Source organism: Synechococcus sp. CCY 9618, assembly GCF_019038415.1.
GTDB lineage: Bacteria > Cyanobacteriota > Cyanobacteriia > PCC-6307 > Cyanobiaceae > Cyanobium.
The window spans coordinates 1-24,512 of the sequence record NZ_JAFKRG010000039.1 but is presented as its reverse complement, the minus strand read 5'-3'; the positions used below and the strand labels follow the sequence as shown (position 1 = coordinate 24,512).

Here is a 24,512-nt window from a genome sequence, read left to right as displayed (position 1 = left end):
GGGTGATCAACACCTGGGCCGACGTGCTCAACCGTGCCGGCCTCGGCATGGAAGTGATGCACGAGCGCAATGCGCACAACTTCCCGCTCGACCTGGCCGCTGCCAGCGCCACCCCCGTGGCCCTGACCGCTCCGGCGATCGGCTGATCCGGTCTACACCGACCATCCCTCTCAACCCCCTGCTCCGGCAGGGGGTTTTTTTGTACGGGCCTGTTGACGCACAGGCTGTGTCCTCCATTTCCCTCAATCCCGGGCCGGCAGCCCGATCAGGAAAAGAGCTTGAGCAGGGATTTCGGGGAGAGGCTGCCGTCGATGAAGGACAGACCCGCGTAGGTGTTGAAGCCGGTGTTCCTCAGCCAGCGCACCCTGGAACGCAAGGTGATCGTCGAGCCGGTGTCGTAGTTGCGGGCTTCGAAGACCACGGAGTCATCCTCCTTGATGTCCAGCGACCCCTGACGCACCACACAGGCCCCCGCTGTGCTGACGTCCCGGAGATTGACGAAGACCGACTGCTTCGAGGCCAAAACAAGGCTGACGGAGACGCCGAGGGGAACGGGGTGTCTGGACTCCCCTCGGCGGCTTTCTGACGTCTGATCTTGAGACATGGAATCTGGATCAGCCCATCCCGGGAACGGGATCAGGCTCTGCACCAGCAATCTAGATGAGGCTTCCCGCCCCGCCCAGCGCGGCGAACCGGGGTGGCCGAAGCGCATATCCGCTAAGCTGGCGAAGTCCGGCAGAAGCCGGCGGATATGACATCCGCCTTCGCCGGACGCAGCACCGAGCCGCCCCGCGCTTCCTGGGGTCGGTCCACCAGGTTCCACAGCGACTGCCGCGTGTGATTCCCCGACGGGGAACGGCAGCCCCCCGGTGCGAGATCCATATCCACTTGTTCCCTGTCCCATGTCCAGACACTCCAGTCGCCCGGCGTCCAAAACCCTTGCGAGCGTCCCCTCTGCCGCACCCTCGCGGGGTTTCCATGCCTATCCCAGCTGCCTGTTACCGGTCCGGCCGCCGCGTCGGGGCACGGCTCCTGTGGCACTCACCTGGGAGGACCTGCTCGGCCGCCGCTGAATCCCCGTTGCCGGGGCGATGAAAAAAACCGCCGTTGCGCTTTCGCTGCGGCGGGCCTCAGGTCGGGCCTGACACCTTGGTGCAGGCCAACCTCAATCCCAGTCCCCTCGCCGGCTGGAACGCCAGCGATCACGGCCATCCCGGCGGGCGTCGGCCCGCACCCGGGGGGCGTAGACGTTCCGGTACCACTCGTCGCGCACGAAGTAGACCGGCCGGTTGCAGGCCTGGTAGGAGCCGCAGTAGCGGCGCCAGTCCCGGACCTGGTTCCGGGGCACCCGCACATACACAGGCTGGAAAGAGGCCTGGTTCCAGCGGTTGCGGGAGTTGGGGGGGCTGATGCTCAGCGGCCTGCGGTAATAGACCGGGGGCGGGGCCAGGTTGCCGAGATTGATCTGGCCGTAGTAGCCGGGCTGGCCTAATTGAAGGGTCAGGGCTGACTGCGCCTGAACAGGGTTGTAGACGATGCCTGCGCCGCAGGCTGTCACCAGGGCAGCGTGGATCAGGCGGGAGGAACGGTTGATCATGGCTGAGGCTCCGTTGCCCCTCAAGCAAAGCCCTGCCGCATGACTCACCCCTTACCGGCTAAGGAGCCATCTGTGACCGGACATGACCGGGGCTGGTCTCACAGGCCGTGGATGCGGGCGAGTTCATGGGCGGCGCGCACCACCAGGGTGTGCCGCTCCACCAGGGCGGCGAGGCCGTCGTAGCCGCCACCGATCACTGTCGCCACCGGAATCCGGCGTCGCAGCACGGCCTCCAGTACCATCCAGTCCCGTCGGTAGAGCCCGTCATCGCTCAGCTGGAGTCGACCGAGGCGGTCGTTTCGATGGGGGTCCACACCCGCGTTGTAGAGCACCAGATCGGGCCGCACCTGGCTCAGCAGATCCGGCAGCGCCCGTCCGAGCGCAGCCAGGTAGGGGGCGTCCTCCACACCGTCCTCCAGGGCCAGGTCGAGGTCGCTTGTCTGTTTGCGCAGAGGGAAGTTGCTGGCCCCATGCATCGAGAAGGTGAACACCTGGGGATCGCCGGCGAAGATCGCTGCGGTGCCGTCCCCCTGGTGCACGTCCAGATCGATCACCAGCACCTGGCGCACCCGACCCTCGGCCAGCAGCACCCTGGCGGCCACGGCGCAGTCGTTGAAGATGCAGAAGCCGCTGCCATGGAGCGGGAAGGCGTGATGGGTGCCACCCGCCAGATGGCAGGCCAGCCCTCTGGACAGGGCCAGCCGTGCTGTCAGCACCGTGCCCCCCACCGCCAGCCAGCTGCGCCGCACCAGGGGGGTGGAGGCGGGCAGGCCGATGCGGCGCACCTCCTGCGTACTCAGAAGGCCCCGGGCGAAGGCCTGGTGGTAGTCGCGCCCATGCACCAGCTCCAGCCAGCGGCGTGGTGACGGCAGGGGCTGGTGGATCCGCTCGCTGCTGGCCAGCTCCAGTTGCTCCAGACGATCGCGCAGGAGACGGAACTTCTGCATCGGGAAGCGGTGGCCGCTGGGCAGCGGCGCCGCGTAGGCCGGGTGATACACCAGCGGCGGGCCCATCAGGCCTGAGGCTGGGGCTCGAGCAGGCCGGAGGCGGCATAGCGTCGCTCGATCCGGCAGGTGTGGTCGGGTTCGGGCCACCAGGCGAGGCTCACCCGCACAGACCCCTGACCAGAGGTGGTGATGGCAACCTCCACGTCGGGCTCCGGAATCCAGCGGCTGGTGATTTCATGGCCGGCATCCAGCCTCTGCCGGGTGGCGACCAGTGGCGGGGCGGGGCTGACCTCGTCGATGCCGGGTCGCCATTCCCGGGCATAGGTGAGGCTCTCCAGTGCGCTCACCCCATGGCGCAGCACCACCCGGCGGCGGCGCTCACCATGAACCACGCAGAGCTCTGCGATCCAGGGCCAGGGACCCATCCGGTCGATGCCCAGACTCCAGTGCCCCTCGGGGGTGATCTGCATGGCCGGCGGCGGCTGGTCGAAGCGCATCGGTACGGTGCGCCCGGTGGAGAGGTAGGTGAGGGCCGCTTCGACCGTTCCGTTCGCGTCGGTCACCCGAAGCAGGGTCGGAAAGCGCTCGATTTCCCTGCCATCGGTGCCGAGGCGGATGAACAGCCCTTCCCAGATTCCGCCGTTCGCTGCCAGCAGCCGCTGGCGGGGTGGAGCGGTCACGGTCATGACGATCCCTCAATGATGTCCACCTTGGCGGAAGCGACGGGTCAGGCGAGGGGGCAGACCGTCAGCCGATGAGCGGAGCCCGCCAACAGTCAGAAGAGATAGATCAGGACCAGCACCAGGATCAGAAACGCCATGATCTCCGCAGAGGTCACCCTGTGGAACAGATTGCTGACCCCGGACAGCCGCGAGAGCCTGTAGCGATGCTTCCGGACGCGTTTGCGGACCTTCGGGAGGGATCGCAGAGTCTCCATGGTGGGCCTCCAGGTCAGGTCTTCAGGCAAGTCCCGCGCCCCTGTCTATCTGCCCAGTGCCGCCGCAAGCTGCGGAGCGGGCGTTTCTTCACCCCCATCTCGGTGAGGTCTGCCCGCCATGCCGCGATTGCGACGCACCCTGCCGAGTTCCTGCGTCCGATCAGACGCTGCCGTCGCACCTGCCTCGTCTCTGCCAACGCCCCCTGATGGATTCGAACCATCGACCGGCTGCTTAGAAGGCAGCTGCTCTATCCAGCTGAGCTAAGGGAGCTCGTTGGGGCATTGTGCCAGCGTTCCGCCGAGCGGCTACTGCGGTAGCCACCCCTACAGTGAGCGACCGCCCTTGCCCCGTTCCATGGCCGCCACCCGGCTCAGCGACAGCCAGAAAACCGAGCTGTTGGAGCGTTTCCGAGCGGGTGGCAGCAGCCAGGAACTGGCGGCAGCCCTCGGCTGCAGCCCCAACACCGTGACCCGCGTGGTGCGGATGGCCCTGGGTGACGAGGAGTACGAGCGCCTCAAGCGCCAGCGCCAGCGCCGGCGCGGTCAGCCACAGGCCGACGACGCCCCTCAGCCCCAGGAGCTCCAGACGGCCCTGGCCATCGCCGGACCCGTGGCGGTGACCGAGCCAGAACCTGGCCCCGACCCTGCGGAGGCCCCCGACCCCGACCGCAACATCCGGCGGCTGCCCGATCCCCCCAGGCGCAGGACCGCTGCCGCCCCTGCCCGGGATGCTGACGGGGACGAGGAGGAGGACGGTCCGGCGGTTCTGGCGATCGAGGATGCCGACGACTTCGGTGACGACGACGATGATGACCTGCTGACGGACGACGACGGCAGCGATGACGCCGCCGACGCTGAGATCGATCCGTTCCAGCCGATTGCCGTGGTCCCGGTCGAGGAAGGAGACGGAGCGGGCAGCGAAGCACGGCTCCAGACCCTGATGGCCGCCTCTCTGCCCGCCAGCGCCTACATGCTTGTGGACAAGACGGTGGAGCTGCAGGCCAGGCCCCTGAGCGAATTCCCGGAGCTGGGCCGTCTTCCCCCTGAGGAACTGGAGCGCCAGGCCCTGGTGGTGTTCCTCAATCCCCGCCAGGCCAAACGCCAGTGCGGGCGCACCCAGCGGGTCATCAAGCTGCCCGATCTCAAGGTGTTCGAGCGCACCGCCCCTTACCTGCTGGCCCAGGGCATCAGCCGGGTGGTGATCGAAGGGGCCCTGTACGCCCTCCCTGGGAGCTGAGGGTCAGCCTCAGCTTTCATCGATGGCCGGGCCGCCGGGCAGCAGCAGGGCCGTGCTGGCACCTCCGCTGATCACCCCCAGCACCAGAGCCACACCCACGATGAAACCGCTCGGCAGCGGGGCGCTGCGGCCGAAGCCGAAGGACAGCTGGGGTCGCTCCTCCAGGTTCTGGGCCCCCAGGCAGAGCAGGGTGAGCAGCAGGGTGCCGCCCAGCAGGCTGCCGATCAGCAGGCGCAGGCGCAGAAGCATGGCGGCAGCAGGGAGGTCGACGCCCAGTCTGCCTCGGCTTCAGAGCGGTTCGGCCGGATCCGGATCCGAGGGCTCCCGATGCAGCAGGGCGTAGAGCTCCCGGCGGCTGTGGCCGCTGCGCTCGGCCAGGGTGCGGGCCGCCTCGCGGTTGCTGAGGCCGCTGGTCACAAGGGCGTCCAGTTCCTGGCGCAGGGCGCCGTCATCCCAGGTCGGTCCAGCCGCCGCGGGGGCTCCACCCAGCACCAGGGTGCACTCCCCCTGGGGCGGGGTGCGGCGGAAGTGCTCCAGGGCTGCGGTCACCGTGGGCCCCACCTGTTCTTCGTGGCGCTTGGTGAGCTCACGGGCCACCTGCAGGGGGCGGTCGCCGAGCACGGCCTGAAGATCCTCCAGCAGGGCCAGCAGCCGGTGGGGGGCTTCGAACAGGACGATCGTGCGTTCCTCGTCGGCCAGTCCCGCCAGCCGCTGGCGGCGGGAGGATCCCTTCGGGGGCAGGAAGCCCTCGAAGCAGAAGCGCCCGCTGGGCAGGCCGCTGCTCACCAGGGCGGTGGTGACGGCGCTGGGGCCGGGGACGCAGATCACCTGGCGGCCGGCCGCGCGGGCGGCGGCGACCAGCTCCTGGCCGGGGTCGGACACGCCCGGCAGGCCGGCATCGCTGATCAGGGCCACCGCTTCGCCCGCCTCCAGAGCCGCCAGCAGCTGGGGGATCCGGGCGGTCTGATTGTGCCGGTGGAAACTCATCAGCGGCGCGCGGATGCCGAGATGGTGCAGCAGCAGGCCGCTGCGACGGGTGTCCTCGCAGGCGACCCGATCGGCGCCGGCCAGCACCCGGCGGGCCCGGGGGGAGAGGTCGTCCAGGTTGCCGATGGGTGTTCCCACCAGGTACAGAACGCCGGCGGCGGGTTCGTTCTCCTGCACCGGTTCCTGCACAATGCCTTTTTCAGCCACCATGATGCCGTCCTGCTTCGCTCTGCCTGACGGCGTCGGGCGTGAGGTCCTGCTGGCGGAGCTGCGCCGGCTGGCCTGGGGTGCCGCCGACATCCTGCGGGCCTATGCCCGCGGCGAACAGCCCCCCTTCGGCTTTGCGCCGGCCATGAGCGTGGACCACGGGGGCGAAGGGCCGGTCTCGGCGGCGGACCTGGCGGTGAACCGCTGGCTGCTCGATGGCCTGGCCCTGGCCTTCCCTGAGGCCGGCTGGACGCTGTTGAGCGAGGAGACCGCCGCCGAGGTGCTGGTGCCGGGCCAGCCCCTGGCGGCCGAGTGGCTGTGGATCCTCGATCCCCTCGATGGCACCAAGGACTTCCTGCAGGGCACCGGCGAGTACGCCGTGCACCTGGCCCTGGTGCGCGGTCGGCGGCCGGTGCTGGGGGTGGTGCTGCTGCCGGAGCCGGAGGAGCTCTGGTTCGGACTCCTCAACGCCGACTCCGACGCCCAGGGGGGCGCCTGGCGCGAGAACCGCGCCGGAGACCGGTTCCCCCCTGCCCTGAGTACGCGCAGGGAGGAGCTGGTGCTGGTGGCCAGTCGCAACCACCGGGACGACCGGCTGGAGCAGCTGCTGGCCGAGCTGAAACCGGCCTGCAGCCTGGCGATCGGCAGCGTGGGCGGCAAGGTGGCCACGATCCTGCGGGGCGAGGCGGATCTCTACATCTCCCTGTCGGGAAGGAGCGCGCCCAAGGACTGGGACATGGCCGCACCGGAGGCGGTGCTGCGGGCCGCCGGAGGTGGTTTTGATCACGCCGACGGCCGCCCCCTGGCTTACAACACCGGTGATGTGCGCCAGGCGGGCTGTCTGATCGCCAGCCACGGGCCCCGCCATGCCGAGATCTGCCGTCGGGCGGCGGCGGCCATGGCCGTCATCGACCCCGGCTTTCCGGTCTGAGAGTCAGTCGAGGCTGGACAAGGAAAAGCCAGGCCCCATGGCCTGGCCACCGTGAACCTCAGGCCGCCGAACCTCAGACCGGCGCCGGCTCCTGCTGCTCCACACCCCGCAGGGTGAGGTTGATGCGGCCGCGGTTGTCGATCTCCCGCACCCGCACCGTCACCTGGTCGCCCACGTTGACCACGTCTTCCACCTTCTCGACCCGCGATTCGGAGAGTTGGGAGATGTGGATCATCCCCTCCTTGCCGGGGAGGATCTCCACGAAGGCGCCGATCGGGATCACCCGGGTGACCGAACCGTTGAAGACCTCCCCTTCGCTGACCCGGCGGGTGAGCCCCTCGATGATGCGCTGGGCCTCCTCGGCGGCGGCGCCGTCATGGCTGGCGATCGTGACGATGCCGCCGTCCTCGATGTCGATCTTGGTGTTGGTGCGCTCGGTGATCCCCTTGATGGTGCGGCCGCCGGGGCCGATCACCGTGCCGATCAGCTCCGGATCGATGCGGAAGCTGAGCAGCCGCGGGGCGTGGGGAGAGAGGGTGTCGCGGGGCTTGTCGATGGCCTCGAGCATCTTGCCGAGGATGTGCAGACGGGCCGGGCGGGCCTGGTTGATGGCTTCGGCGACGGTCTTCACCGCCAGTCCGGAGATCTTCATGTCCATCTGCAGGGCGGTGATGCCCTTCTCGGTGCCGGCCACCTTGAAGTCCATGTCGCCGAGGAAGTCCTCGATGCCCTGGATGTCGGTGAGGATGCGCACCTCCTCGCCTTCCTTGATCAGGCCCATGGCGGCACCGCTCACCGGTGCCTTCAGCGGCACGCCGGCATCCATCAGGGCCAGGGTGCTGCCGCACACCGAGCCCATGGAGGTGGAGCCGTTGGAGCTGAGGCACTCCGACACCACCCGCAGCACGTAGGGGAAGCTCTCCTTGGAGGGCAGCACGGGGATCAGGGCCCGCTCGGCCAGGGCGCCGTGGCCGATCTCCCGGCGACCGGGGGAGCGCATCGGGCGCGTCTCACCCACCGAGTAGGGGGGGAAGTTGTAGTGGTGGAGGTAGGTCTTCTCGCTGATGGGGTTGAGATCGTCCATCTCCTGGGCGTCGCTGGGGGTGCCGAGGGTGGCGCAGGAGAGCACCTGGGTGAGGCCCCGCTGGAACAGGCCCGTGCCGTGCACCCGCTTGGGCAGCACGCTGACGGTCGCCTGGATGGGGCGCACCTCGTCGAGGTTGCGGCCATCCACCCGCTTGCCCTCGGCGACGATCTGCTGCCGCATCAGCTTCTTGGTGAGGCCCTTGTAGGTGTTGCCCAGCAGCTTGCTGTTGCTGCCCACGGCCACCTTGATGGGGTCGTCGCTGCCAAGGGCGGCGATCTTCTCGGCCACTTCGGCCTTGATGGCGTCGAGCTTCCCGTCGCGCTCGGCCTTGGTCTGCTCGAACTGCTTGAGCACCTCACCGATGCCCTTCGCGCACTCCTGCTCCAGGAAGGTAGGCAGGGCCGGGTCTTCACTGCGTTCTTCGGGCAGCACCTGCTCGATGCCCAGCTCCTTGAGCAGGGCCTGCTGGGCGCGGATCAGTTCGCCCACGGCCTCGTAGCCGAAGTCGATCGCCTCGATCACGTCCTGCTCGGGCAGCTGGTTGGCGCCCGCCTCCACCATCACCACCCCGGAAGGGGTGCCGGCCACCACCAGGTCGAGTTCGCTGCGCTCGATCTCCCGGAAGCTGGGGTTGAGCACGAAGTCGTCGCCGAGCAGGCCGACGCGCACGGCGGCCATGGGGCCCATGAAGGGGATCTTCGCCAGCAGGGTGGCCATGGAGGCCCCGGTGACGGCGAGCACGTCGGGCGGCACCCGCTCATCGAGTGACATGCAGGTGGCGACGATCTGCAGGTCGTCGCGCAGCCAGCCAGGGAACAGGGGGCGCATGGGCCTGTCGATCAGGCGGCAGGTGAGGATGGCCCTCTCGGGGGGCCGTGCTTCCCTGCGGAAGAAACTGCCCGGGATGCGCCCGGCGGCGTAGAGGCGTTCTTCGTAGTCGCAGATCAGGGGCAGGAAATCAATGCCTTCTCTGCCTTTGGAGCGGGTGGCGGTGACGAGTATTGCTGTATCGCCGCACTCCACCATCACCGAGCCCCCGGCCTGGGGCGCAAATCGGCCGCTGGTCAGCCGGATCTCCCGACCATCGAAGGAGATCGACTGAGTGTGTCCTTGCACTGGGCGTTATGTCCGTTTTGTTGTCACGCAGCATTCTCGCATCCGCCCCCTCCCGCCATGAAGAAGGCGCCCCGTCGGGGCGCCTGATGGGGCTCGAAGCCGCTGAGGGACAGGGGATCCCGGGCTCAGCTCACCAGCTGGACTTGACCACGCCGGGCAGCTCGCCCTTGTGGGCCCGTTCGCGCAGCTGGTTGCGGCAGAGGCCGAAATCGCGGTAATAGCCGCGGGGTTTGCCGGTGGCCCAGCAGCGGTTGCGGATGCGGCTGGGGGCGCTGTTGCGGGGCAGCGACTGCAGCTTGCGGTGGATCTCCAGCCGCTCCATCGGATCGGCCGCCGAATCAAAGGCCTCCTTGAGGGCGGCACGGCGCGTCGCGAAACGCTCCACGATCTTGCGGCGCTTGACGTCGCGCGCGATCATCGATTTCTTCGCCATGCAGCCGGAGAGGGGGAAACACTGAGCGTTTCACCTTAGCTCTCCAGGTGACTCGGGCAGAGATCGGCCAGGCCGCAGCCCTGGCAGCGGGGCTTGCGGGCCACGCACACGGCCCGCCCGTGGAAGATCAGCCGGATCGAGAGGTTCTCCCACTCGGGCCGGGGCACCAGCTTCATCAGATCGGGTTCGATCTTTTTCGGGTCGGCGTGGCGGGTGAGGCCAAGCCGGTTGGCCAGTCGCTTCACGTGGGTGTCCACCGTGACGCCGGCGTTGATGCCGAAGGCATGGGCCAGCACCACGTTGGCGGTCTTGCGGGCCACCCCCGGCAGGGGCAGCAGCTCCTCCATCGAGGCGGGCACCACGCCCCCGTGGTGTTCCATCAGCAGCCGCGAGGTAGCCACAATATTTTTCGCCTTGTTGCGGAAGAAGCCCGTCGACTGCACATAGGGCTCCACAGCCGTGCTTTCGACGGCGGCGGCGGCGGCGGCATCGGGGAAGCGCTCGAACAGGGCCGGGGTCACCTTGTTGACCCGTTCGTCGGTGCACTGGGCGGAGAGCATGGTGGCCACCAGCAGCTCGTAGGGAGTGCGCCAGTCGAGGGAGCAGGTGGCGTGGGGATAGAGCGCCCCCAGCCGTTCGAGGATCTGCGGGGCCCGGGTCCGGGCGCTGGGGAAGCGGGGCACCTCAGCGGCTGAGCAGCTGCTGGATGACCGGCAGCTGGCTGGTGTCCTTGACGATCAGCACCAGGGACAGGCCCACCAGAAACACGAAGCCCGACTGCATGAAGGCCATCTGGAAGCGGTCGGGCAGGGGCCGGCCCCGGACGCCCTCAAGCAGCAGCAGCAGGAACTGGCCGCCATCGAGCAGGGGCAGGGGCAGGGCGTTGAGCACGGCCAGATTGATCGAGATCAGGGCCGTGTAGAGGAACAGGCTGCTGCCCCCCTGGCTGGCCAGGGACGCCCCCATCTCGACGATCTTCACCGGCCCCGACACCTGGGAGGCGGTTTCGCCGAAGTGGGTGAGCAGGGTGCCGAAGCCCTCCACCGTGCGGACGGTGAGCAGGGCGAAATCATGGTTGGCCTGGCGGATGGGCTCCAGCGGGCCCTTCGGGGCACGGTAGGCCTCGTTGCCGTTGGGCTGGAGCTGGGCGCCGATGCGGCCGATGCCGCCGCTGGCGGCGGGGGTGAGCGGCAGGGTCACTGTGGCGCCGTTGCGGTCGGCCTGCAGGCGCAGGGTGCGGCCGGGAGCGTCCTTGATGCGTTCCACCAGGGCCATGACCGCATCCTGGCCGCCGGCCAGCGGGGCTCCGTCGACCGCCACGATGCGATCCCCCGGACGCAGGCCCGAGGCGGCAGCCGCCTGGCCCGCCTGCACGGCCGCCACCACCACACCCGGCGTGGTGCTGAAGCCGGAGGGGATGCCCAGCACCAGGCCCTGGGCGAGCAGCACGCTCCAGGCCAGCAGCAGGTTGGCGATCACGCCGGCGGCGATCACCAGGGCCCGCTGGGCCAGGGGGCGGTTGCCCATCAGATCGGGATCGTCGGCGGGGATGGCGCTCTCCTCGTCGTCGTCGGGGAAGGCCACGAACCCACCCAGGGGGATGGCACGCAGGGCGAACAGCACCCCGCGACGGCGCCGCTCGATCAGGGCCGGACCGAACCCGATCGAGAAGCCGCTGACCCGGATGCCCTGCCAGGTGGCCGCGAAGAAGTGGCCCGCTTCGTGGACAAGGATCAGCCCCGCCAGGATCGCCAGTGCCGTGAGAACGCCCATTCAGCCTCGTGGATCCTTTGCGTCATTCTGAGGGAGACGTCCCGTCACCGGGGCGGCACCGCCGGCGGCGTGATGACAGGGCGGGTGGGCACCGATAAGCTCCGGCCTGATCCGGTGACCTGTTGCGTGCCAGAGGCTGTGCCTGAAGACGTCCCCGCACCGGAGTCGAACGCCGAAGACAGGAGGGCTTCCGTCCGCCATGTGCTGCCGGCGGGCGTTTCAGCCAGCATGCGAACCCTTTCCGGTCGCATCGTCCATGTCAGCGTGACCGACATCAGCCGCGCGGGAGTCTGCGTGATCCGCCGCGGCGGCATCGATGTTGCTGCGGCGGAGGAGGTGACCGTGGAGTTCAGCGATGCTGAACGTCAGCAGAAGCTGTCCCTTCCATCCCGCGTGGAGTGGGTGAAGCCAACCGCCTACAACTCCCAGATCGGTCTGCGCTTCCTGCAGGGGCCGCTGCTGCCGGGAACCATGCTCGATGAGTATCTGGATCAGTCCCTGACGATCCGATCAGCGCCGAAATAGGGCACCAGGGCCTCAGGCAACACCACGCTGCCGTCGTCCTGCTGGCCGCTCTCCAGCAGGGCGGCCATGGTGCGCCCGACGGCCAGCCCGCTGCCGTTGAGCGTGTGCAGCAGCCGCGTCTTCCCCCCGTCCCGGAAGCGGATACCCGCCCGTCGTGCCTGGAAATCGCCGCAGGTGCTGCAGCTGGAGATCTCCCGATAGGTGGCGGCTCCGGCCAGCCAGACCTCCAGGTCGTAGGTGCGGCTGGCGGAGAACCCCAGGTCAGCGGTGCACAGTTCGATGCGCCGGTAGGGAAGGTCCAGCGCTTCCAGCACCCCCTCGGCATCGGTGGTCAGCTGTTCATGGGCCTGCTCCGATTCCTGGGGATGGCAGAACCAGTAGAGCTCCACCTTGTTGAACTGGTGCAGTCGGATCAGGCCGCGGGTGTCCCGCCCGTAGGAGCCCGCTTCCCGCCGGAAGCACGGGGTGTAGGCGACGTATTTCAGGGGAAGCGTCCCTTCCGCCAGCACCTCGCCGCGGTGCAGGGAGGTGATCGGCACCTCGGCGGTGGGGGTCAGCCAGAGGTCGTCGTCGGCGCAGCGGAAGCTCTCCTCGGCGAATTTCGGCAGCTGGCCTGAGCCGGTGAGGCTGGCGCTGTTCACCAGGATCGGCGGCAGCACCTCGGTGTAGCCCCGGGCGGTGTGGCGATCGAGCATGAAGCTGATCAGGGCGCGCTCCAGCCGGGCCCCCTGCCCGAGCAGGGTCACGAAGCGGCTCTGGGCGATCCGCACGGAGCGCTCCGTATCCACGATCCCGAGCCCCTCGGCGATCTGCCAGTGCTCCTGCAGCGGCTTCCCGGAGGCCAGGGTGCCGAGGCGGGGCTCCCCCCAGCGCTTCACCTCCACGTTGTCGGCCTCGCTGCGGCCATCGGGGCAGAGGGGCGACGGCAGATTGGGCAGTCCCAGAAGCTGCTCCCGGAGCTGCTGCTCCAGTCCCCGCTCCTGCTCCTCCAGCTCTGCCACCCGGTGCTTGATGCGATTGCCCTCGTCCCGCAGGGCTTTCACCTCTTCACCCCCCGGCGTGGCTCCGGCTTTGATGCGTTCGCCCACCTGACGGCCGATACGGTTGCCTTCCGCCTGCAGTTCGCTGCGCTGCTGTTCGAGATCGCGGGCCCGTTGCGCCAGTTGCTGGGACCCCTCCAGATCCACGTCCATGCCACGGCGGCTCAGGCCTTCGACGATCTGCGCGGGGTTGTCACGCAGGAGGCGCTGATCCAGCACGGAGCCCAGGGCAGATGGGGCGCAGATTAGGGCTCAGGGAGCCGGGCCTCAGAGCACCTGCACCACTTCACTGACCTCCGGGATCGACTCGCGCAGCTTGCGCTCGATGCCCATCTTCAGGGTCATGGTGCTGCTGGGGCAGGAGCCGCAGGCGCCCTGCAGGCGCACCTTCACCACAGGGCCGTCAATTTCGACGATCTCCACGTTGCCGCCATCGGCCATCAGGTAGGGACGCAGCTCGTCGAGCACCCGCTCCACGTTCTCGATGGTGAGGGCACGGGGATCACTTTCGAGGGCGGCAGCGGCGCCGCCGTCGGTTTCCAGTGTGGTGGTGGTGTCGGTGGACATGGGGAAAGCAGGCATCTGCGCGAAGCTTAGGAAGCCCTCAGCCGGATCAGACGAGCCACCAGAGCACCAGGTGGGTGTCGAGCAGCAGACGGGGACAAGTGGCACAAACGGGACCGGGCCTCCGTTCAGTCCAGAGGCAAGGCTGGGGCTGACGTTCGGCCCATGACAGTGGCAGCGGCCTGTTCCTGAGGCATCCTGCGCGCACAGTGCCTGCCACGTGGGAATGGATGTCGCGCCCGCCTATCCCATCGAGAAGACCTACGGGGCCTTCCTTCACCGGGAGCTTTCCGTGTCCTGGCTCTTGCTGGCCACGCTTCTGGGGGGACGGCACCGGCTTGATCCCGCCCTGATCGACTCGGGCTTCCATTATCTCGATCTGGGCTGCGGTCATGGGTTGAATCTGCTGTTCAACGCCGCCGCCCACCCCCAGGCCAGCTTCTACGGGGTGGACCTGAACCCGACCCACATCGCCGCTGCCAGCGCCAGGGCTGAGGCTCTGGGCCTGGGCAATGTCCATTTCGCTCTGGCCGATCTGACGACCTTCGCCGAGGGGCTGCCCAGCACGGGACCGTGCCGGGGCTGGCCGGAGTCGTACGACATCGTGGTCGCCCATGGGCTGGCGAGCTGGGTGGGGCCCGAGGTGAGGCAGGCCCTCATCGCCGCGGCTGGGTGTCTGCTGCGCCCGGGGGGGATCTTCTACTGCTCTTACAACACCTATCCGGGCTGGCTGTCACGCAGCACCCTGCAGATGCTGAGTGTGGAGGAAGCCCTGCGTGCCGGGGGCAGCACCTCCCTGGCCGGCATTCGCAAGGCCGCGGAGACCCTGTTCAGATGCACGGGCACGGAGGACAACGCCTGGCCCCTCGGCCAGGAACTTCCAGGACTCAGAGTCTTGGTGGAGCGACTTCAGCCGATGCCGGAGTCCTATCTGGTGGGTGAATACCAGTCGGCCCATCAACCCCTTTACGTGGGCCCCATGCACCGGCTGTGTGCGGCCCATGGCCTCAGCCACATAGGCTCGGCCACGCTGCCGGAGATGTTCCCAGCGATCCTGGATCCGGAACGGCGTGCGCTTGTCATGGAGGCAGGGGATGCTCCGATGCGGGAGGTGCTGCTCGATCTGGCGATCAACCAGACGTTCCGGCGCGATCTCTTCGCCCGGGGGGTCTGTCCGCCGCCGCCGCCATGGCGGCGCCAGGCCCTGGCGGAACTGCAGCTGCACTCCTGCGCAGGAGCAGAGGACGACAGGGATGTGTTCGACACGGGCCTGGGTGGCCTGGGTGTCGATCCCAGCTTCGTCCGCACACTGAAGCGCACCCTTGCCGACGGACCCCAGAGCCTGGGCTGGCTCATGGATGAGGCCTCGTTGGAACTCGAGGATGGGCTGATGAGGCTCTCCGTTCTCGTGGGTGCGGCCGTGGTCGGTGTGAGCTTGTCCGGCCCGGACCGGCCCGAGGCGTCAGGGCTGTCCATTGCCGCGTTCAATCAGCAGTGCCTCGACCAGATCACGGCGGGTGAGGAGATCGGCGCCCTGCTCTCGCCTGTGCTGCTCCAGCCCGTCAGCATCACCCTGCTGGAGGCCTTCTTCCTGCAGGTGGCCGATGCGGACCTGTCTTCGGACGACAGGGCCCAGCTGGTGTGGATGGGCATCACCATGGCCGGCGGCAACGTGAAGGATCCCGAAGGTCGCCCGATCGAGGACCCGGACCAGGCCCTGCGTCAGCTGCGGGAGTTCGGGGAGTCGTTCGCCGCCGGGCGGCTGCCGGTGCTGCGACGGCTCGGCATCGGCACCCCCGGCGGCACCTCTCCCGCAGCCTGATCCGCACCGGGGTCCTCCGGAGGCGCTGCCTAGGATCGGGCCCGACCTCCCATCGCGGCTGAGCCTCCGGGCGCCCATGACCGACGTTCCCGCCCAGCGGATCCGCAATTTCTGCATCATCGCCCACATCGACCACGGGAAATCCACCCTGGCCGACCGGCTGTTGCAGGACACCGGCACTGTCGCGGCCCGGGACATGCAGGCCCAGTTTCTCGACAACATGGAACTGGAGCGGGAGCGGGGCATCACGATCAAGCTCCAGGCCGCCCGCATGGAATACCAGGCGGCCGACGGGCAGACCTACATCCTCAACCTGATCGACACGCCGGGTCACGTCGATTTCTCCTACGAGGTGAGCCGCAGCCTGCTGGCCTGCGAGGGGGCCCTGCTGGTGGTGGATGCCAGCCAGGGAGTGGAGGCCCAGACGCTGGCCAATGTGTATCTGGCGCTGGAGAACGATCTGGAGATCATCCCGGTGCTCAACAAGATCGATCTCCCCGGCGCCGACCCCGAGCGGATCAAGGCGGAGATTGAGGCGATCATCGGCCTCGACACCTCCACGGCGATCGCCTGCTCCGCCAAGACCGGCCTGGGGGTGCCGGAGATCCTCCAGGCCGTGGTGGACCGGGTGCCGCCGCCGCCGGACCAGGCCAACGAACCCCTGCGGGCTCTGATCTTCGATTCCTACTACGACCCCTACCGGGGCGTGATCGTCTACTTCCGGGTGATCAGCGGTGTGATCGCCCGCAAGGACAAGGTGCTGCTGATGGCCAGCGGCAAGACCATCGAACTCGACGAGGTGGGGGTGATGGCGCCGGACCAGCGCCAGGTGGAGAGCCTCCATGCCGGGGAGGTGGGCTACTTGGCCGCCTCGATCAAGGCGGTGGCCGATGCCCGCGTCGGCGACACGATCACCCTGGCGGCGAACCCGGCGGCCGAGCCCCTGCCGGGCTACGCCGAGGCCAAGCCGATGGTGTTCTGCGGCCTGTTCCCCACCGATGCCGACCAGTACCCCGACCTGCGCGAAGCCCTCGACAAGCTCCAGCTTTCCGATGCGGCCCTGAAATACGAGCCCGAGACCAGCAGCGCCATGGGCTTCGGCTTCCGCTGCGGCTTCCTGGGCCTGCTGCACATGGAAATCGTCCAGGAGCGGCTGGAGCGGGAATACGACCTCGACCTGATCGTGACGGCCCCCTCGGTGATTTATCAGGTGAACATGGTCGACGGCAGCACCTTGATGGTGGACAATCCCGCCACCCTGCCGGATCCCCAGAAGCGGGAATCGATCGAGGAGCCCTACGTGAAGCTGGAAATCTACACCCCCAATGTCTACAACGGGGCCCTGATGGAGCTCTGCCAGGAGCGCCGGGGTGAGTTCATCGATATGAAGTACATCACCACCGATCGAGTGACGCTGCACTACGAGATGCCACTGGCGGAGGTGGTGACGGATTTCTTCGATCAGATGAAGAGCCGTACCAAGGGCTACGCCTCCATGGAGTACAGCCTGATCGGCTACCGCCGCAACGAGCTGGTGCGACTCGACGTGCTGATCAATGCCGAGCGGGCCGATCCCCTCACCACCATCGTCCACCGCGGCAAGGCCTACAACGTCGGCAAGAGCCTGGTGGAGAAACTCAAGGAACTGATCCCGCGCCAGCAGTTCAAGATCCCGATCCAGGCCTCGATCGGCAGCCGCATCATCGCCAGCGAGAGCATCAGCGCCATCCGCAAGGATGTGCTCGCCAAGTGCTACGGCGGCGACATTTCCCGCAAGAAGAAGCTGCTCAAAAAGCAGGCCAAGGGCAAGAAGCGGATGAAGGCCATGGGCCGGGTCGAGGTGCCCCAGGAGGCCTTCATGGCCGTGCTGAAGCTGAACCAGTGAGATCGCTAACCAGACGAAGCCAGGCTTTTCGTTCTGGAACGGATTGCACATAGTGATCCCGGCGATCCGGCGCCCGTGGCTCAGGTCTTCTGAAAAGAGGACATCACAGATGCTGCGGATGGCGGCTTCCTCGATCAAGGCATCGAACCAGCTGAGTTGTTCATTGATCGCCAGTTGGTGGGCGTCGAGCACCAGGGTGCTGTCGACGTACACCACCTCTAATCCGCTGAGGGCCTCCAGCAGCGCCTTGATCTGCCGATCAGTGAGCGGTGGTCGCAACGTGCGGGTGGCGACGGATCGCAGTTCGATGAGTACCTGGCTGCTGATCACCACTTCATGGTTTCGCGCAGCCTCTGCCAGCCGGGAGGAGATTCGCCTGGATTTCACGGGTTCCCGCTGGTCCAATCGGTAAGCCCGCAGGTTGGTGTCGATGAAGTCGCGCATCAGGGGCGGTCATGGAGCAACTTCCGGGTCCAGGGTTCAGCACTGGAGCTGTCGCAGGAGGCGGCTGCGGGCCTCGACCTAGCGGGTGAGGGTGAGGTTGGCCATCCACTCAAGCGACACAGGATCCGTGTAGCACGGGTGACTGGGATGGCGTTCATACCGTTGCTGGAGCAGATCGGCGGTAAGCAGGGCGGGCTTCTCTCCCCTCGTTGATGGCAGAGTTGAGAGCGACTGTTGCTGCCGTTCTCCCCGGGCACTCCCTTGCCTGCCAGGTGTCAACTATGTAGGCGGCCGCTTTGCATAAACAAGATTGTCGTCGGACAGCGGGATGTGTGGCTGTAACTCTATATGGTGGCCGACGTCTGTAGCCGCAAGGTGGTGGTCTGGGATTTTGCCGAGGTGGAGCTGGCTGACATCGCGGCTGAGTTGTTGCAGCGAGACTGTCTCAAGGAGCGCTACCGCCGGCCCAGCGGCTTTGGCAGCTACCAGTGCCAGCAGCCGCCACTGATCCTCCACGCCGACAACGGCGATGCAATGCGTGGGGCCACGCTGGAAACACGGCTGGAGGAGATGGGAGTGCTCAGATCCTTCTCCAAACCGAGGGTCTCCAACGACAACCCTTACTCGGAATCCCTGTTCCGAATGGTCATACACCATCCCGACTACCCCAGCCGGCCGTTTGGCGGCAAAGGCGAGGCATGCGAGTGGTTAGCGATGTTTGTGGATTGGTACAACCACCGGCACCGGCACAGCGGCACCAAATTCGTGACGCCCCATCAGCGCCACAGCGTTGCCGCCTCGGCGATCTGCAAGCAGCACTCTGATGACTACGAGAAAGCCTGTCAAGCCTTTCCAACACGCTGGAGCCGACACATCCGCTGCTGGGATCAACCGGTAGACGTGTGGATCACCAAGCCGCCAGAGGGCCCAGAACCGATCCTGGCGCTACCATTAATCAAGGCCGCCTGAATGGCAGCAGAGGAGTGACACCTTCCCTGAAAGTTGCCGTCATTGTATACATAGGCTATGTGTTTGTACAGATACCTAGGTGCACGAAGCTGCTCATCAGGTCCGCCATGAGCCTTATGGCCATGCTTGTAAAATGACTCAAACCATCAATGCATTGGCTCGCCTAAACGGCTTATCATTTGCACCTTGAAGGCGCCTCTCATCATCAATGGCTTACCAGCTGATATTATTCAAAAAACAAGCCTAATGTTGCCAAATCGGAATCACTGAATCTTCCACTAATCTTTGCTATTAGATGGAAAGACCCCAAGAGAATGGAGAGTCGGGATCCGGTGAGATGCAAGATTTTCTACAAGGGATTCTATGAGGTTACGCTGCTCGGAGGCGTCAGAAATCGGCTCCTTAGTTGGTCGAGTTAATTCAATCCCTAAACCAGATAGACCCATAAGCACAAAAGCGGTGAGAACATCGCCTTTCAGGCCATCACTGAGTGCTTGCATACAAATTAATTCTACCAGGTTGAAGCTTACACAGGTGCCGATATTTGGTGCAACGAGCCATGAATAGGATTGTCCTTCTTGCATCTGTGTGGTGATGAACTGATTGATCTGCTGACTAGACTCTCTGGCTTGATTTGCCGCGTCTCCACGATCAATCCCGATGCGGTTGACATGGACGAGGAGGGCAAGGGCACGAAGGAGATCACCCATGGCTTCCCCAGTGGAGGTCTGAATATCTGAGAGAAAGCCAGGGCCGCCCTCCAATGCCAGTTCAATTGAATGGCAGCCATCGAAATGTCCTAGGATTTCGCCAAAGCAGGTGGGGAAGCGATAAGCCTCAACCCTTGGTGCTTCGAGAAGGCGAAACCGCAACCCTCCAAGAAGTTGTGTGGCATAAGATGGGGTCATAACTTCTATGCCACGAACAAAAATATCACGCCTAAAGTACTTGTTAGTGGCAAAATCTAGCAATGTTTGTCTAATGATTGGATCTGTTTCATTAAGTATAGTGGGCTTTAGTTGATCAGCGACTAAATCATCGAAAATCTCTGGCAACGTAGCTGACGAAATGAATCTCAGCTTGTGCTCTGTGCATAACTTATGCATGTCAGCAACACGAAGTGGCGCCCAGTGTTCACATGCATACTCATGGGCCAAGTATGTGGCCGAAAATCTTGCAATGGACTGAAGTTCATCGAATAGCCTTGGAGAAGACTGTAACAGTGCTAAAGGCGATTCTTGACTCCCAAGTAGGCTAATTAGATTGGTTCTTGCAGCTGAGAGAGCAGACCCTAGATCAGAATCCGCGTATCTTTGGCGTTCAAGGCTTACCATGTGCTGAAAGTTTGACATGGCTAGCCAGCCTGGATACGTATTGTATGAGCAGTAGAAGACTCCTCCTAGAGCGATTGACTTTGAGACAATGTTCAGCAGAGCCTGCTGAACTTGTACAGATAGCCAACTAAGAACTCCGTGGGCAACAATGTAATGAAACTCTCGTGTGGGTGAGTCTGAAGTTTTAAGCATCTGCGGATTCTTATCCAGTTCCAGAAAGTCCGCTTCAAGAAAGTGGATGTTCTTAAGACCCAATTGGCGGGCCAGCCCCAGTGCTTGTACGATGTGGTCTGGCTGGAAATCAACCCCCACAAACTGACCTTCAGGATACGCTCCGGCAAGAAGGCAAAGACCTAGACCTGTCCCGCAGCCAAGCTCTAAATACTGAAACGGACTACCTTCTATTTCTCTTGGAGGCCGTAACCCCTTCAGTAAGACAGCAAGGTCAAGCCAGTTTGGTGCCAGCTCTCTATAGTAGTCGCTCGTGTAGCTTGTTGAGACACAGTATCCATGGCTCCAAGGCACGTTCACTTGAGTGCCTCCTTATCGCACTTGGAGAACGCGGTTAGGGCATCGGGAATCAACGGCAATCCATTACGGTATTCTGTCGGTATTAGCTGTTCGAGTCGTTTAATCAGCGCAGTATGTGCGATTTCGGCACTAGCTAACTCATTTGTACTTGATCCAGGCCTTGTTGAAGCCTGTAGAACCATAGAGGTCGCCTTGTCTAGTTGCTTGGATAGATCAATTGTCTCTTGTTGATGTAGCACGCAATAGATGTAGCGCTCTTGGCCAATCCTTGCAGTAGGGGTTCCAGGCTGGACTGAAGGCTCTGATGGCGCAGGGGATGCTGGAACGGCTTGGGTCGGCTTCTTACGCATTTCCTGAAGACAATTAGCATATGACTTCTCGCTTTCATTAGTTGTGAACTCATTTTCTGCTTGAGCCCTACAGCGCTCCCTCTCAGATGCCGTTGATTGCCTTGTGGGTTGCTGGCAAGCCTGTAAGAAAAGAACTAGAAAAAGAGAAAGAAACTTGGAGAATCGATTTGACATTGTATGCAGTGCTGAATTAGAACTCGGACAATCTCATTCGTGCCGAACTCGCTAGCCCGGTGTATTCCAAACCACTTGATGACAAAGTAACGGTGTAGAACGGTTGTCGGCTTGATGCGGGTGCCGTTGAGGTGTTTGGGGTGAATGCAGTTACATTCTCAGAAAGCACTGATGTCACTGAGCCCGTACCTAATGAACCGTTATCGTTGATGGGTGGTCCAGTGCGAGAAAGTGTTGAGCCTGCCAAGCTGTAGGTGATCAACGCCGTACCCGAACAATCAAAGGTGCTAAATAGGCTTAATGTAGATCCACTGGAAGATGCACATGAAGCCTCACTAATCTCTGAATCAAGGAAGAAGTTGATCATGCCCCATTCATCGTTCAGGGACCGGATGATCAATTGATTGGTGCTGGTTCGAATCTGGGGAATCAACGATGTAGTTGCGGCAAAAAGGATCACCGCACCAATAGCCGAAACAACGATGAGTTCAACAATGGTAAAGCCGCCAGAAATGGAGGTTAAATGTTGGAATGAGCTTCGCCGTCTTTCTTTGTTAGCATAGTAAAAGCCTTTCATGGTTCAGAATCGAACTCCGAAGTTGTCGCACGCACCAGAAGTAATGCCGTTGCTTGAACCGATTGTAATTAATCCCAAGCCAGGTGAAATCCGAACACAGCGCGTAGGCCCAGCACCATTCATGCTGACGGCAAGCACAATTGGCGTGGTCATTTGCACATTTGTGCCAGCCGAATTGACAGTTCCTCGTGGTGTGAACTTGAACTGGGTTGGTCCCGAGGTTGTGATTGTGTAAGAGTCTGAACCTGAGAGGGCGGTGACTTGAAGAGATTGAGTGGTCCCGCAGTCTGCTGCATTCGTAATGGTGGCAAATGCTGGGCTGCCTGCAGTAATCGTGCCTGTTGAAATGTTTACATTACAACTGGATTGCGGCAACGTCACTGAGCCTTTAATGGCCGCGCGTCTCACAGCCTGCAGCCAGCCGGCCAACTCGCTTGCCACTGTGTTGACGCGCTCTCTTCGCCACTCTATCCCTGAGACAGTGATGGAAACTGCAGAAAGGATGCCGATAAGGGCAACCACAACCATCAATTCAGTTAACGTGAATCCACGAAACTTTGGTTTCATAGCATTAAGGGCACCATGACACTGCTGTAGGGACAAACTCTACTGAGCGTAAGAACTCTTCTTCTGTAGTAGTAGGATTGATAAAGCGATAATTGACTCTGTATCGATGAGCTCCTCGTTGGGTTGTGTTAGTAGCCCCATCGTCGCCATCCGTTTCGATTTCTCGTGCAACACCAGTAGGCGATGGTACATTTGAGTTGATCAAGGCCTTAAGGCCTGTAACTAAGTCTCCAGAGCTGTAATTGCAACGATTAACAAAAAAAGCTACGGACGTCGCATTGGTAGCGTCGGGAAAATAGCCTGTTTTTGTAGGATCTCCGGATGCAATTACACATGCCGTTCCGCTGACACATGTGTAGCGATCATTCAAGCGCTGGATGCTGGCAAGGTCTTGATCAACCAGCGCTTGAAGCGAAAACCGTCGATTTGTTGAGGCGGATACTTGGTTGGATCGGATGAAGAGGTTGGCTGTTCCTGCTACGGCGATGACTAAAACCAATGTGGATGCCAACAATTCTATCAGCGTAAAGCCTCTAACGTTAGACGCACGATATAGCCGAAGACCCTTGGCTCGAGTAAAAGCAGGAAGGTAAGCCATAGCTAGAAGAATCTAAACTCTCTGACAGAGCGTAAAACGTAATCAATCAATGGCGGGGTGGTCTCCTGCCCGACCTCACCGGTGATTCCCATCAAGGCAGCGATGCTATCGAGGTCTGCTTGAGTTCCATTCAAAGTTGTACTCCCTTGTGTGTCAAAGCCGTTTTGCCAAGCAGCTCCTAGGAAACCACCAGAGCCTCCTGCAAAGAGAAGACCATAGGGGAAATATGTAAACCCGGGACCGAAAGATCCGTTGCCTACGTTGATGTCAAACTTCTGCGCGTACACTTGTTCGTTGGGTGATTTTCCATTGGTAAAGGGCATGGTGGGGCATTGGGTTACGTTGCACCCGAACCAAGCAAAATCGCCTGCCACAGGGGCAGAGGTTGTTGTGTTGATCTGGGAAATACTATTATTTCCGCTTCCATTGGTCACGGTTGGAGTCGTGGCATTAATGTCTGGGTTCGGGAAAAAGAAGCGAATTGGTCCACCCGCAGTGTCAAAACGCAGATTGCTTGAGTTAGTTAATCTATTGAAGCTGCAAACAGTAATTAACTTGCCGCTAATTGTTTCCTGCGCACAGATATTCCTTAGCGCTAAAGGCCATGACGCGAAATTGTTGGTACTTAATGGTGAGGTCTTATTGTAATCTTCAGTGTTTGTGAAATTGCATGTTGCGTTTCCAAGGTAGGTTGCGGATGACCTTTGGCATTTATTGACGACATTCTGAAGACTTGTGGTTAAGAGTGGTAGCGCTCGGTCAACGGCTGGCGGCGTATAGACAATGGGATTATATGTTAAATCAAATGGGGTGCATGTTCCTGTGGGGGTGATGCAGGTAGGCGTAACATTGAGCTTGGTAGCATTTCCTGTGACATCGAAAGTGCCAGTTCCGTTGTTTGCCGCACCCGCAAGAAACAAAAGGCCGAGTCCGAGGGCGCATTTCCTCGTGTCATTTCCCCACACTGAATTGTAGCCATTTAGGCTTCTATCTTGGCATTTAGGTACAACTTCAAATGTCTTCCTGAGTGTTGCTGTGGCTACTTTGTTGCCTCCTTGGTAGGCATAGCCTTCAACCGTAAACGTGATCTCGCCAGTACGCGCTGGAATCGTACTTGAACCGACTGAAACAGTAAAGTTTCCAGTGTTGACAACTCCAAAGCTTGACGACGTAACGTTCTTGCGTGCCGAATTAAGAGTTGGGTCGGATGTTGATATACTTTTTACTTGCCATCTTTGTTGGCTGCCATCGCCGACACTAATGAGTTGGCTGGCTAATGTGCCTGATCCAAAGGTTGCCGAGAGATCTGGATTAAGAGCGGCATTGCCCTGCAAGCTTTGTGTGGAAAAAGTTCCCGGTGGTGCAGTCTGAATCGCAGAAACTGTTCGTAAGTTGAGTGATTCAGCGTTGACAAGCAGGGGCCGATTACGGGGCCGGTTGAGTTCACTTACTAGTTGTGCCATCCCTGTCTCCGCTGCGGCACGGGCGATACGCCCTTGGCTTTGATAGGCAGAGCCTAGTGAGCCTAGGCTATTGCGGTTGGCAACGGCCAGAGTGCCAAGCGTAAGAACGAGGACTACAAACAGGACAGCCAAAAATGAAAAGCCGTCATCCTCTGAGAGCTTCTGTTCTGTTGAATGCTTCGCGGACTTGCCAACAAGAAGTTCGAGCAGCATCCGGTGGGTCATGTGATCTGCCTTCCTCCTGGGGCTTGAGAGCTACTTACCAACTATACTCCCCCTTTGGTCCAAAGTTTGCCGGTCTGTCAAGGCCTTTGCCTTAATTGTGTAGTGCCACCAGGTTGTTCCGGCTGACAAAGGGGTGTGAGGCCGACAGGGTTGTGGTGCGACCCAACAGCCCCAGACCTCACCCCCCATGCA

At 62.9% G+C, this 24,512-nt stretch carries 24 protein-coding genes, 1 tRNA gene and 2 pseudogenes; 7 read left to right on the top strand and 20 right to left on the bottom strand.

Annotation, left to right across the window (positions count from 1 at the left end):
- A pseudogene (locus tag KUG41_RS09185) lies at window positions 1-146 on the top strand (photosystem II q(b) protein); the annotation flags it as partial.
- A gap of 119 nt (window positions 147-265) precedes the next feature.
- Here the strand turns inward: KUG41_RS09185 and KUG41_RS15605 are convergent.
- From KUG41_RS15605 to KUG41_RS09155, 6 genes are all read right to left on the bottom strand, one after another.
- Complete coding sequence (locus tag KUG41_RS15605) at window positions 266-604, bottom strand: PilZ domain-containing protein (protein ID WP_256438927.1); 339 nt, start codon at window positions 602-604, stop codon at window positions 266-268.
- Between the two features lie 561 nt (window positions 605-1,165).
- The gene (locus KUG41_RS09175) at window positions 1,166-1,597 is read right to left on the bottom strand and encodes a hypothetical protein (RefSeq protein WP_216903438.1); all 432 of its coding nucleotides are present in this window, start codon (window positions 1,595-1,597) and stop codon (window positions 1,166-1,168) included.
- A 98-nt stretch (window positions 1,598-1,695) separates the two neighbouring features.
- Window positions 1,696-2,610: a histone deacetylase gene (locus KUG41_RS09170; protein WP_216903436.1), complete on the bottom strand. Its 915-nt coding sequence runs from the start codon at window positions 2,608-2,610 to the stop codon at window positions 1,696-1,698.
- On the bottom strand, window positions 2,610-3,230 hold the full coding sequence (locus tag KUG41_RS09165; protein WP_216903434.1) for a DUF3598 family protein: 621 nt from the start codon (window positions 3,228-3,230) through the stop codon (window positions 2,610-2,612). The genes KUG41_RS09170 and KUG41_RS09165 overlap by 1 nt, the downstream gene beginning before the upstream one ends.
- A gap of 89 nt (window positions 3,231-3,319) precedes the next feature.
- Window positions 3,320-3,481: a hypothetical protein gene (locus KUG41_RS09160; protein ID WP_216903432.1), complete on the bottom strand. Its 162-nt coding sequence runs from the start codon at window positions 3,479-3,481 to the stop codon at window positions 3,320-3,322.
- Between the two features lie 197 nt (window positions 3,482-3,678).
- A tRNA-Arg gene (locus tag KUG41_RS09155) sits at window positions 3,679-3,752 on the bottom strand.
- Window positions 3,753-3,836: 84 nt separating this feature from the next.
- Between KUG41_RS09155 and KUG41_RS09150 the strand changes: the two genes are divergently transcribed.
- On the top strand, window positions 3,837-4,718 hold the full coding sequence (locus tag KUG41_RS09150) for a helix-turn-helix domain-containing protein (protein ID WP_216903430.1): 882 nt from the start codon (window positions 3,837-3,839) through the stop codon (window positions 4,716-4,718).
- A gap of 9 nt (window positions 4,719-4,727) precedes the next feature.
- Here the strand turns inward: KUG41_RS09150 and KUG41_RS09145 are convergent, their stop codons facing one another.
- Both KUG41_RS09145 and rsmI read right to left on the bottom strand, forming a co-directional pair.
- Window positions 4,728-4,967 carry a hypothetical protein gene (locus KUG41_RS09145; protein ID WP_216903428.1) on the bottom strand — a complete coding sequence of 80 codons (240 nt, stop codon included), beginning with the start codon at window positions 4,965-4,967 and terminating at the stop codon, window positions 4,728-4,730.
- A gap of 39 nt (window positions 4,968-5,006) precedes the next feature.
- Window positions 5,007-5,915, bottom strand: a complete 909-nt coding sequence (gene rsmI, locus KUG41_RS09140; protein ID WP_216903427.1) for a 16S rRNA (cytidine(1402)-2'-O)-methyltransferase — start codon at window positions 5,913-5,915, stop codon at window positions 5,007-5,009.
- Between rsmI and KUG41_RS09135 the strand changes: the two genes are divergently transcribed.
- A complete protein-coding gene (locus KUG41_RS09135; RefSeq protein ID WP_216903425.1) occupies window positions 5,914-6,843 on the top strand; it encodes a 3'(2'),5'-bisphosphate nucleotidase CysQ in 930 nt (309 codons plus the stop codon). The genes rsmI and KUG41_RS09135 overlap by 2 nt on opposite strands.
- Before the next feature lie 73 nt (window positions 6,844-6,916).
- Here the strand turns inward: KUG41_RS09135 and KUG41_RS09130 are convergent, their stop codons facing one another.
- The 4 genes from KUG41_RS09130 to rseP all read right to left on the bottom strand — a co-directional run bounded on the left by KUG41_RS09130 (window position 6,917) and on the right by rseP (window position 11,252).
- Window positions 6,917-9,046: a polyribonucleotide nucleotidyltransferase gene (locus tag KUG41_RS09130; protein WP_216903423.1), complete on the bottom strand. Its 2,130-nt coding sequence runs from the start codon at window positions 9,044-9,046 to the stop codon at window positions 6,917-6,919.
- Window positions 9,047-9,176: 130 nt separating this feature from the next.
- Window positions 9,177-9,479, bottom strand: coding sequence for a 30S ribosomal protein S14 (gene rpsN, locus KUG41_RS09125; protein WP_216903421.1), 303 nt, complete (start codon window positions 9,477-9,479; stop codon window positions 9,177-9,179).
- A gap of 35 nt (window positions 9,480-9,514) precedes the next feature.
- On the bottom strand, window positions 9,515-10,162 hold the full coding sequence (gene nth / locus KUG41_RS09120) for an endonuclease III (protein WP_216903419.1): 648 nt from the start codon (window positions 10,160-10,162) through the stop codon (window positions 9,515-9,517).
- A gap of 1 nt (window position 10,163) precedes the next feature.
- A complete protein-coding gene (gene rseP, locus KUG41_RS09115) occupies window positions 10,164-11,252 on the bottom strand; it encodes an RIP metalloprotease RseP (protein WP_216903417.1) in 1,089 nt (362 codons plus the stop codon).
- 84 nt (window positions 11,253-11,336) lie between these two features.
- Between rseP and KUG41_RS09110 the strand changes: the two genes are divergently transcribed.
- The gene (locus KUG41_RS09110) at window positions 11,337-11,777 is read left to right on the top strand and encodes a PilZ domain-containing protein (RefSeq protein WP_216903415.1); all 441 of its coding nucleotides are present in this window, start codon (window positions 11,337-11,339) and stop codon (window positions 11,775-11,777) included.
- On the opposite strand, the gene serS is transcribed toward KUG41_RS09110, so the two are convergent.
- Together serS and KUG41_RS09100 are read right to left on the bottom strand one after the other, a co-directional pair.
- Entirely contained in the window at window positions 11,744-13,036 is a 1,293-nt protein-coding gene (gene serS / locus KUG41_RS09105; protein ID WP_216903413.1) for a serine--tRNA ligase, read from the bottom strand. The genes KUG41_RS09110 and serS overlap by 34 nt on opposite strands.
- Window positions 13,037-13,084: 48 nt before the next feature.
- A complete protein-coding gene (locus KUG41_RS09100; protein WP_216903411.1) occupies window positions 13,085-13,384 on the bottom strand; it encodes a NifU family protein in 300 nt (99 codons plus the stop codon).
- A 223-nt stretch (window positions 13,385-13,607) separates the two neighbouring features.
- On the opposite strand from KUG41_RS09100, the gene KUG41_RS09095 reads away from it, so the two are divergent.
- The gene (locus tag KUG41_RS09095; protein WP_216903409.1) at window positions 13,608-15,203 is read left to right on the top strand and encodes a class I SAM-dependent methyltransferase; all 1,596 of its coding nucleotides are present in this window, start codon (window positions 13,608-13,610) and stop codon (window positions 15,201-15,203) included.
- A 76-nt stretch (window positions 15,204-15,279) separates the two neighbouring features.
- Window positions 15,280-17,088: a translation elongation factor 4 gene (lepA, locus tag KUG41_RS09090; RefSeq protein WP_216903405.1), complete on the top strand. Its 1,809-nt coding sequence runs from the start codon at window positions 15,280-15,282 to the stop codon at window positions 17,086-17,088.
- Window positions 17,089-17,184: 96 nt separating this feature from the next.
- Here lepA and KUG41_RS16120 read toward each other — a convergent pair.
- Window positions 17,185-17,532: pseudogene (locus KUG41_RS16120) on the bottom strand (PIN domain-containing protein); the annotation flags it as partial.
- Window positions 17,533-17,880: 348 nt separating this feature from the next.
- On the opposite strand from KUG41_RS16120, the gene KUG41_RS09080 reads away from it, so the two are divergent.
- Window positions 17,881-18,501: an integrase core domain-containing protein gene (locus KUG41_RS09080; protein ID WP_216903396.1), complete on the top strand. Its 621-nt coding sequence runs from the start codon at window positions 17,881-17,883 to the stop codon at window positions 18,499-18,501.
- A 278-nt stretch (window positions 18,502-18,779) separates the two neighbouring features.
- Here the strand turns inward: KUG41_RS09080 and KUG41_RS09075 are convergent, their stop codons facing one another.
- The 5 genes from KUG41_RS09075 to KUG41_RS09055 all read right to left on the bottom strand — a co-directional run bounded on the left by KUG41_RS09075 (window position 18,780) and on the right by KUG41_RS09055 (window position 24,308).
- Window positions 18,780-20,360, bottom strand: a complete 1,581-nt coding sequence (locus tag KUG41_RS09075; RefSeq protein ID WP_371734097.1) for a methyltransferase regulatory domain-containing protein — start codon at window positions 20,358-20,360, stop codon at window positions 18,780-18,782.
- A 546-nt stretch (window positions 20,361-20,906) separates the two neighbouring features.
- Window positions 20,907-21,467, bottom strand: coding sequence for a prepilin-type N-terminal cleavage/methylation domain-containing protein (locus KUG41_RS09070; RefSeq protein ID WP_216903392.1), 561 nt, complete (start codon window positions 21,465-21,467; stop codon window positions 20,907-20,909).
- Window positions 21,468-21,470: 3 nt separating this feature from the next.
- Window positions 21,471-22,034: a GspH/FimT family pseudopilin gene (locus tag KUG41_RS09065; RefSeq protein ID WP_216903390.1), complete on the bottom strand. Its 564-nt coding sequence runs from the start codon at window positions 22,032-22,034 to the stop codon at window positions 21,471-21,473.
- A 4-nt stretch (window positions 22,035-22,038) separates the two neighbouring features.
- Complete coding sequence (locus tag KUG41_RS16115) at window positions 22,039-22,632, bottom strand: prepilin-type N-terminal cleavage/methylation domain-containing protein (protein WP_216903388.1); 594 nt, start codon at window positions 22,630-22,632, stop codon at window positions 22,039-22,041.
- A gap of 2 nt (window positions 22,633-22,634) precedes the next feature.
- Window positions 22,635-24,308 (bottom strand): hypothetical protein, encoded by a 1,674-nt coding sequence (locus KUG41_RS09055; RefSeq protein ID WP_216903386.1) that lies wholly within the window; start codon window positions 24,306-24,308, stop codon window positions 22,635-22,637.
- Window positions 24,309-24,512 lie beyond the last annotated feature (204 nt).

Excerpts from the sequence above, each read along its gene's own strand:
- KUG41_RS15605 (WP_256438927.1), bottom strand. The coding sequence starts at position 604 with ATGTCTCAAGATCAGACGTCAGAAAGCCGCCGAGGGGAGTCCAGACAC.
- KUG41_RS09175 (WP_216903438.1), bottom strand. The coding sequence starts at position 1,597 with ATGATCAACCGTTCCTCCCGCCTGATCCACGCTGCCCTGGTGACAGCC.
- KUG41_RS09170 (WP_216903436.1), bottom strand. The coding sequence starts at position 2,610 with ATGGGCCCGCCGCTGGTGTATCACCCGGCCTACGCGGCGCCGCTGCCC.
- KUG41_RS09165 (WP_216903434.1), bottom strand. The coding sequence starts at position 3,230 with ATGACCGTGACCGCTCCACCCCGCCAGCGGCTGCTGGCAGCGAACGGC.
- KUG41_RS09160 (WP_216903432.1), bottom strand. The coding sequence starts at position 3,481 with ATGGAGACTCTGCGATCCCTCCCGAAGGTCCGCAAACGCGTCCGGAAG.
- KUG41_RS09150 (WP_216903430.1), top strand. The coding sequence starts at position 3,837 with ATGGCCGCCACCCGGCTCAGCGACAGCCAGAAAACCGAGCTGTTGGAG.
- KUG41_RS09145 (WP_216903428.1), bottom strand. The coding sequence starts at position 4,967 with ATGCTTCTGCGCCTGCGCCTGCTGATCGGCAGCCTGCTGGGCGGCACC.
- KUG41_RS09135 (WP_216903425.1), top strand. The coding sequence starts at position 5,914 with ATGATGCCGTCCTGCTTCGCTCTGCCTGACGGCGTCGGGCGTGAGGTC.
- rsmI (WP_216903427.1), bottom strand. The coding sequence starts at position 5,915 with ATGGTGGCTGAAAAAGGCATTGTGCAGGAACCGGTGCAGGAGAACGAA.
- rpsN (WP_216903421.1), bottom strand. The coding sequence starts at position 9,479 with ATGGCGAAGAAATCGATGATCGCGCGCGACGTCAAGCGCCGCAAGATC.
- rseP (WP_216903417.1), bottom strand. The coding sequence starts at position 11,252 with ATGGGCGTTCTCACGGCACTGGCGATCCTGGCGGGGCTGATCCTTGTC.
- KUG41_RS09100 (WP_216903411.1), bottom strand. The coding sequence starts at position 13,384 with ATGTCCACCGACACCACCACCACACTGGAAACCGACGGCGGCGCCGCT.
- KUG41_RS09095 (WP_216903409.1), top strand. The coding sequence starts at position 13,608 with ATGGATGTCGCGCCCGCCTATCCCATCGAGAAGACCTACGGGGCCTTC.
- lepA (WP_216903405.1), top strand. The coding sequence starts at position 15,280 with ATGACCGACGTTCCCGCCCAGCGGATCCGCAATTTCTGCATCATCGCC.
- KUG41_RS09080 (WP_216903396.1), top strand. The coding sequence starts at position 17,881 with ATGGTGGCCGACGTCTGTAGCCGCAAGGTGGTGGTCTGGGATTTTGCC.
- KUG41_RS09070 (WP_216903392.1), bottom strand. The coding sequence starts at position 21,467 with ATGAAAGGCTTTTACTATGCTAACAAAGAAAGACGGCGAAGCTCATTC.
- KUG41_RS09065 (WP_216903390.1), bottom strand. The coding sequence starts at position 22,034 with ATGAAACCAAAGTTTCGTGGATTCACGTTAACTGAATTGATGGTTGTG.
- KUG41_RS16115 (WP_216903388.1), bottom strand. The coding sequence starts at position 22,632 with ATGGCTTACCTTCCTGCTTTTACTCGAGCCAAGGGTCTTCGGCTATAT.
- KUG41_RS09055 (WP_216903386.1), bottom strand. The coding sequence starts at position 24,308 with ATGCTGCTCGAACTTCTTGTTGGCAAGTCCGCGAAGCATTCAACAGAA.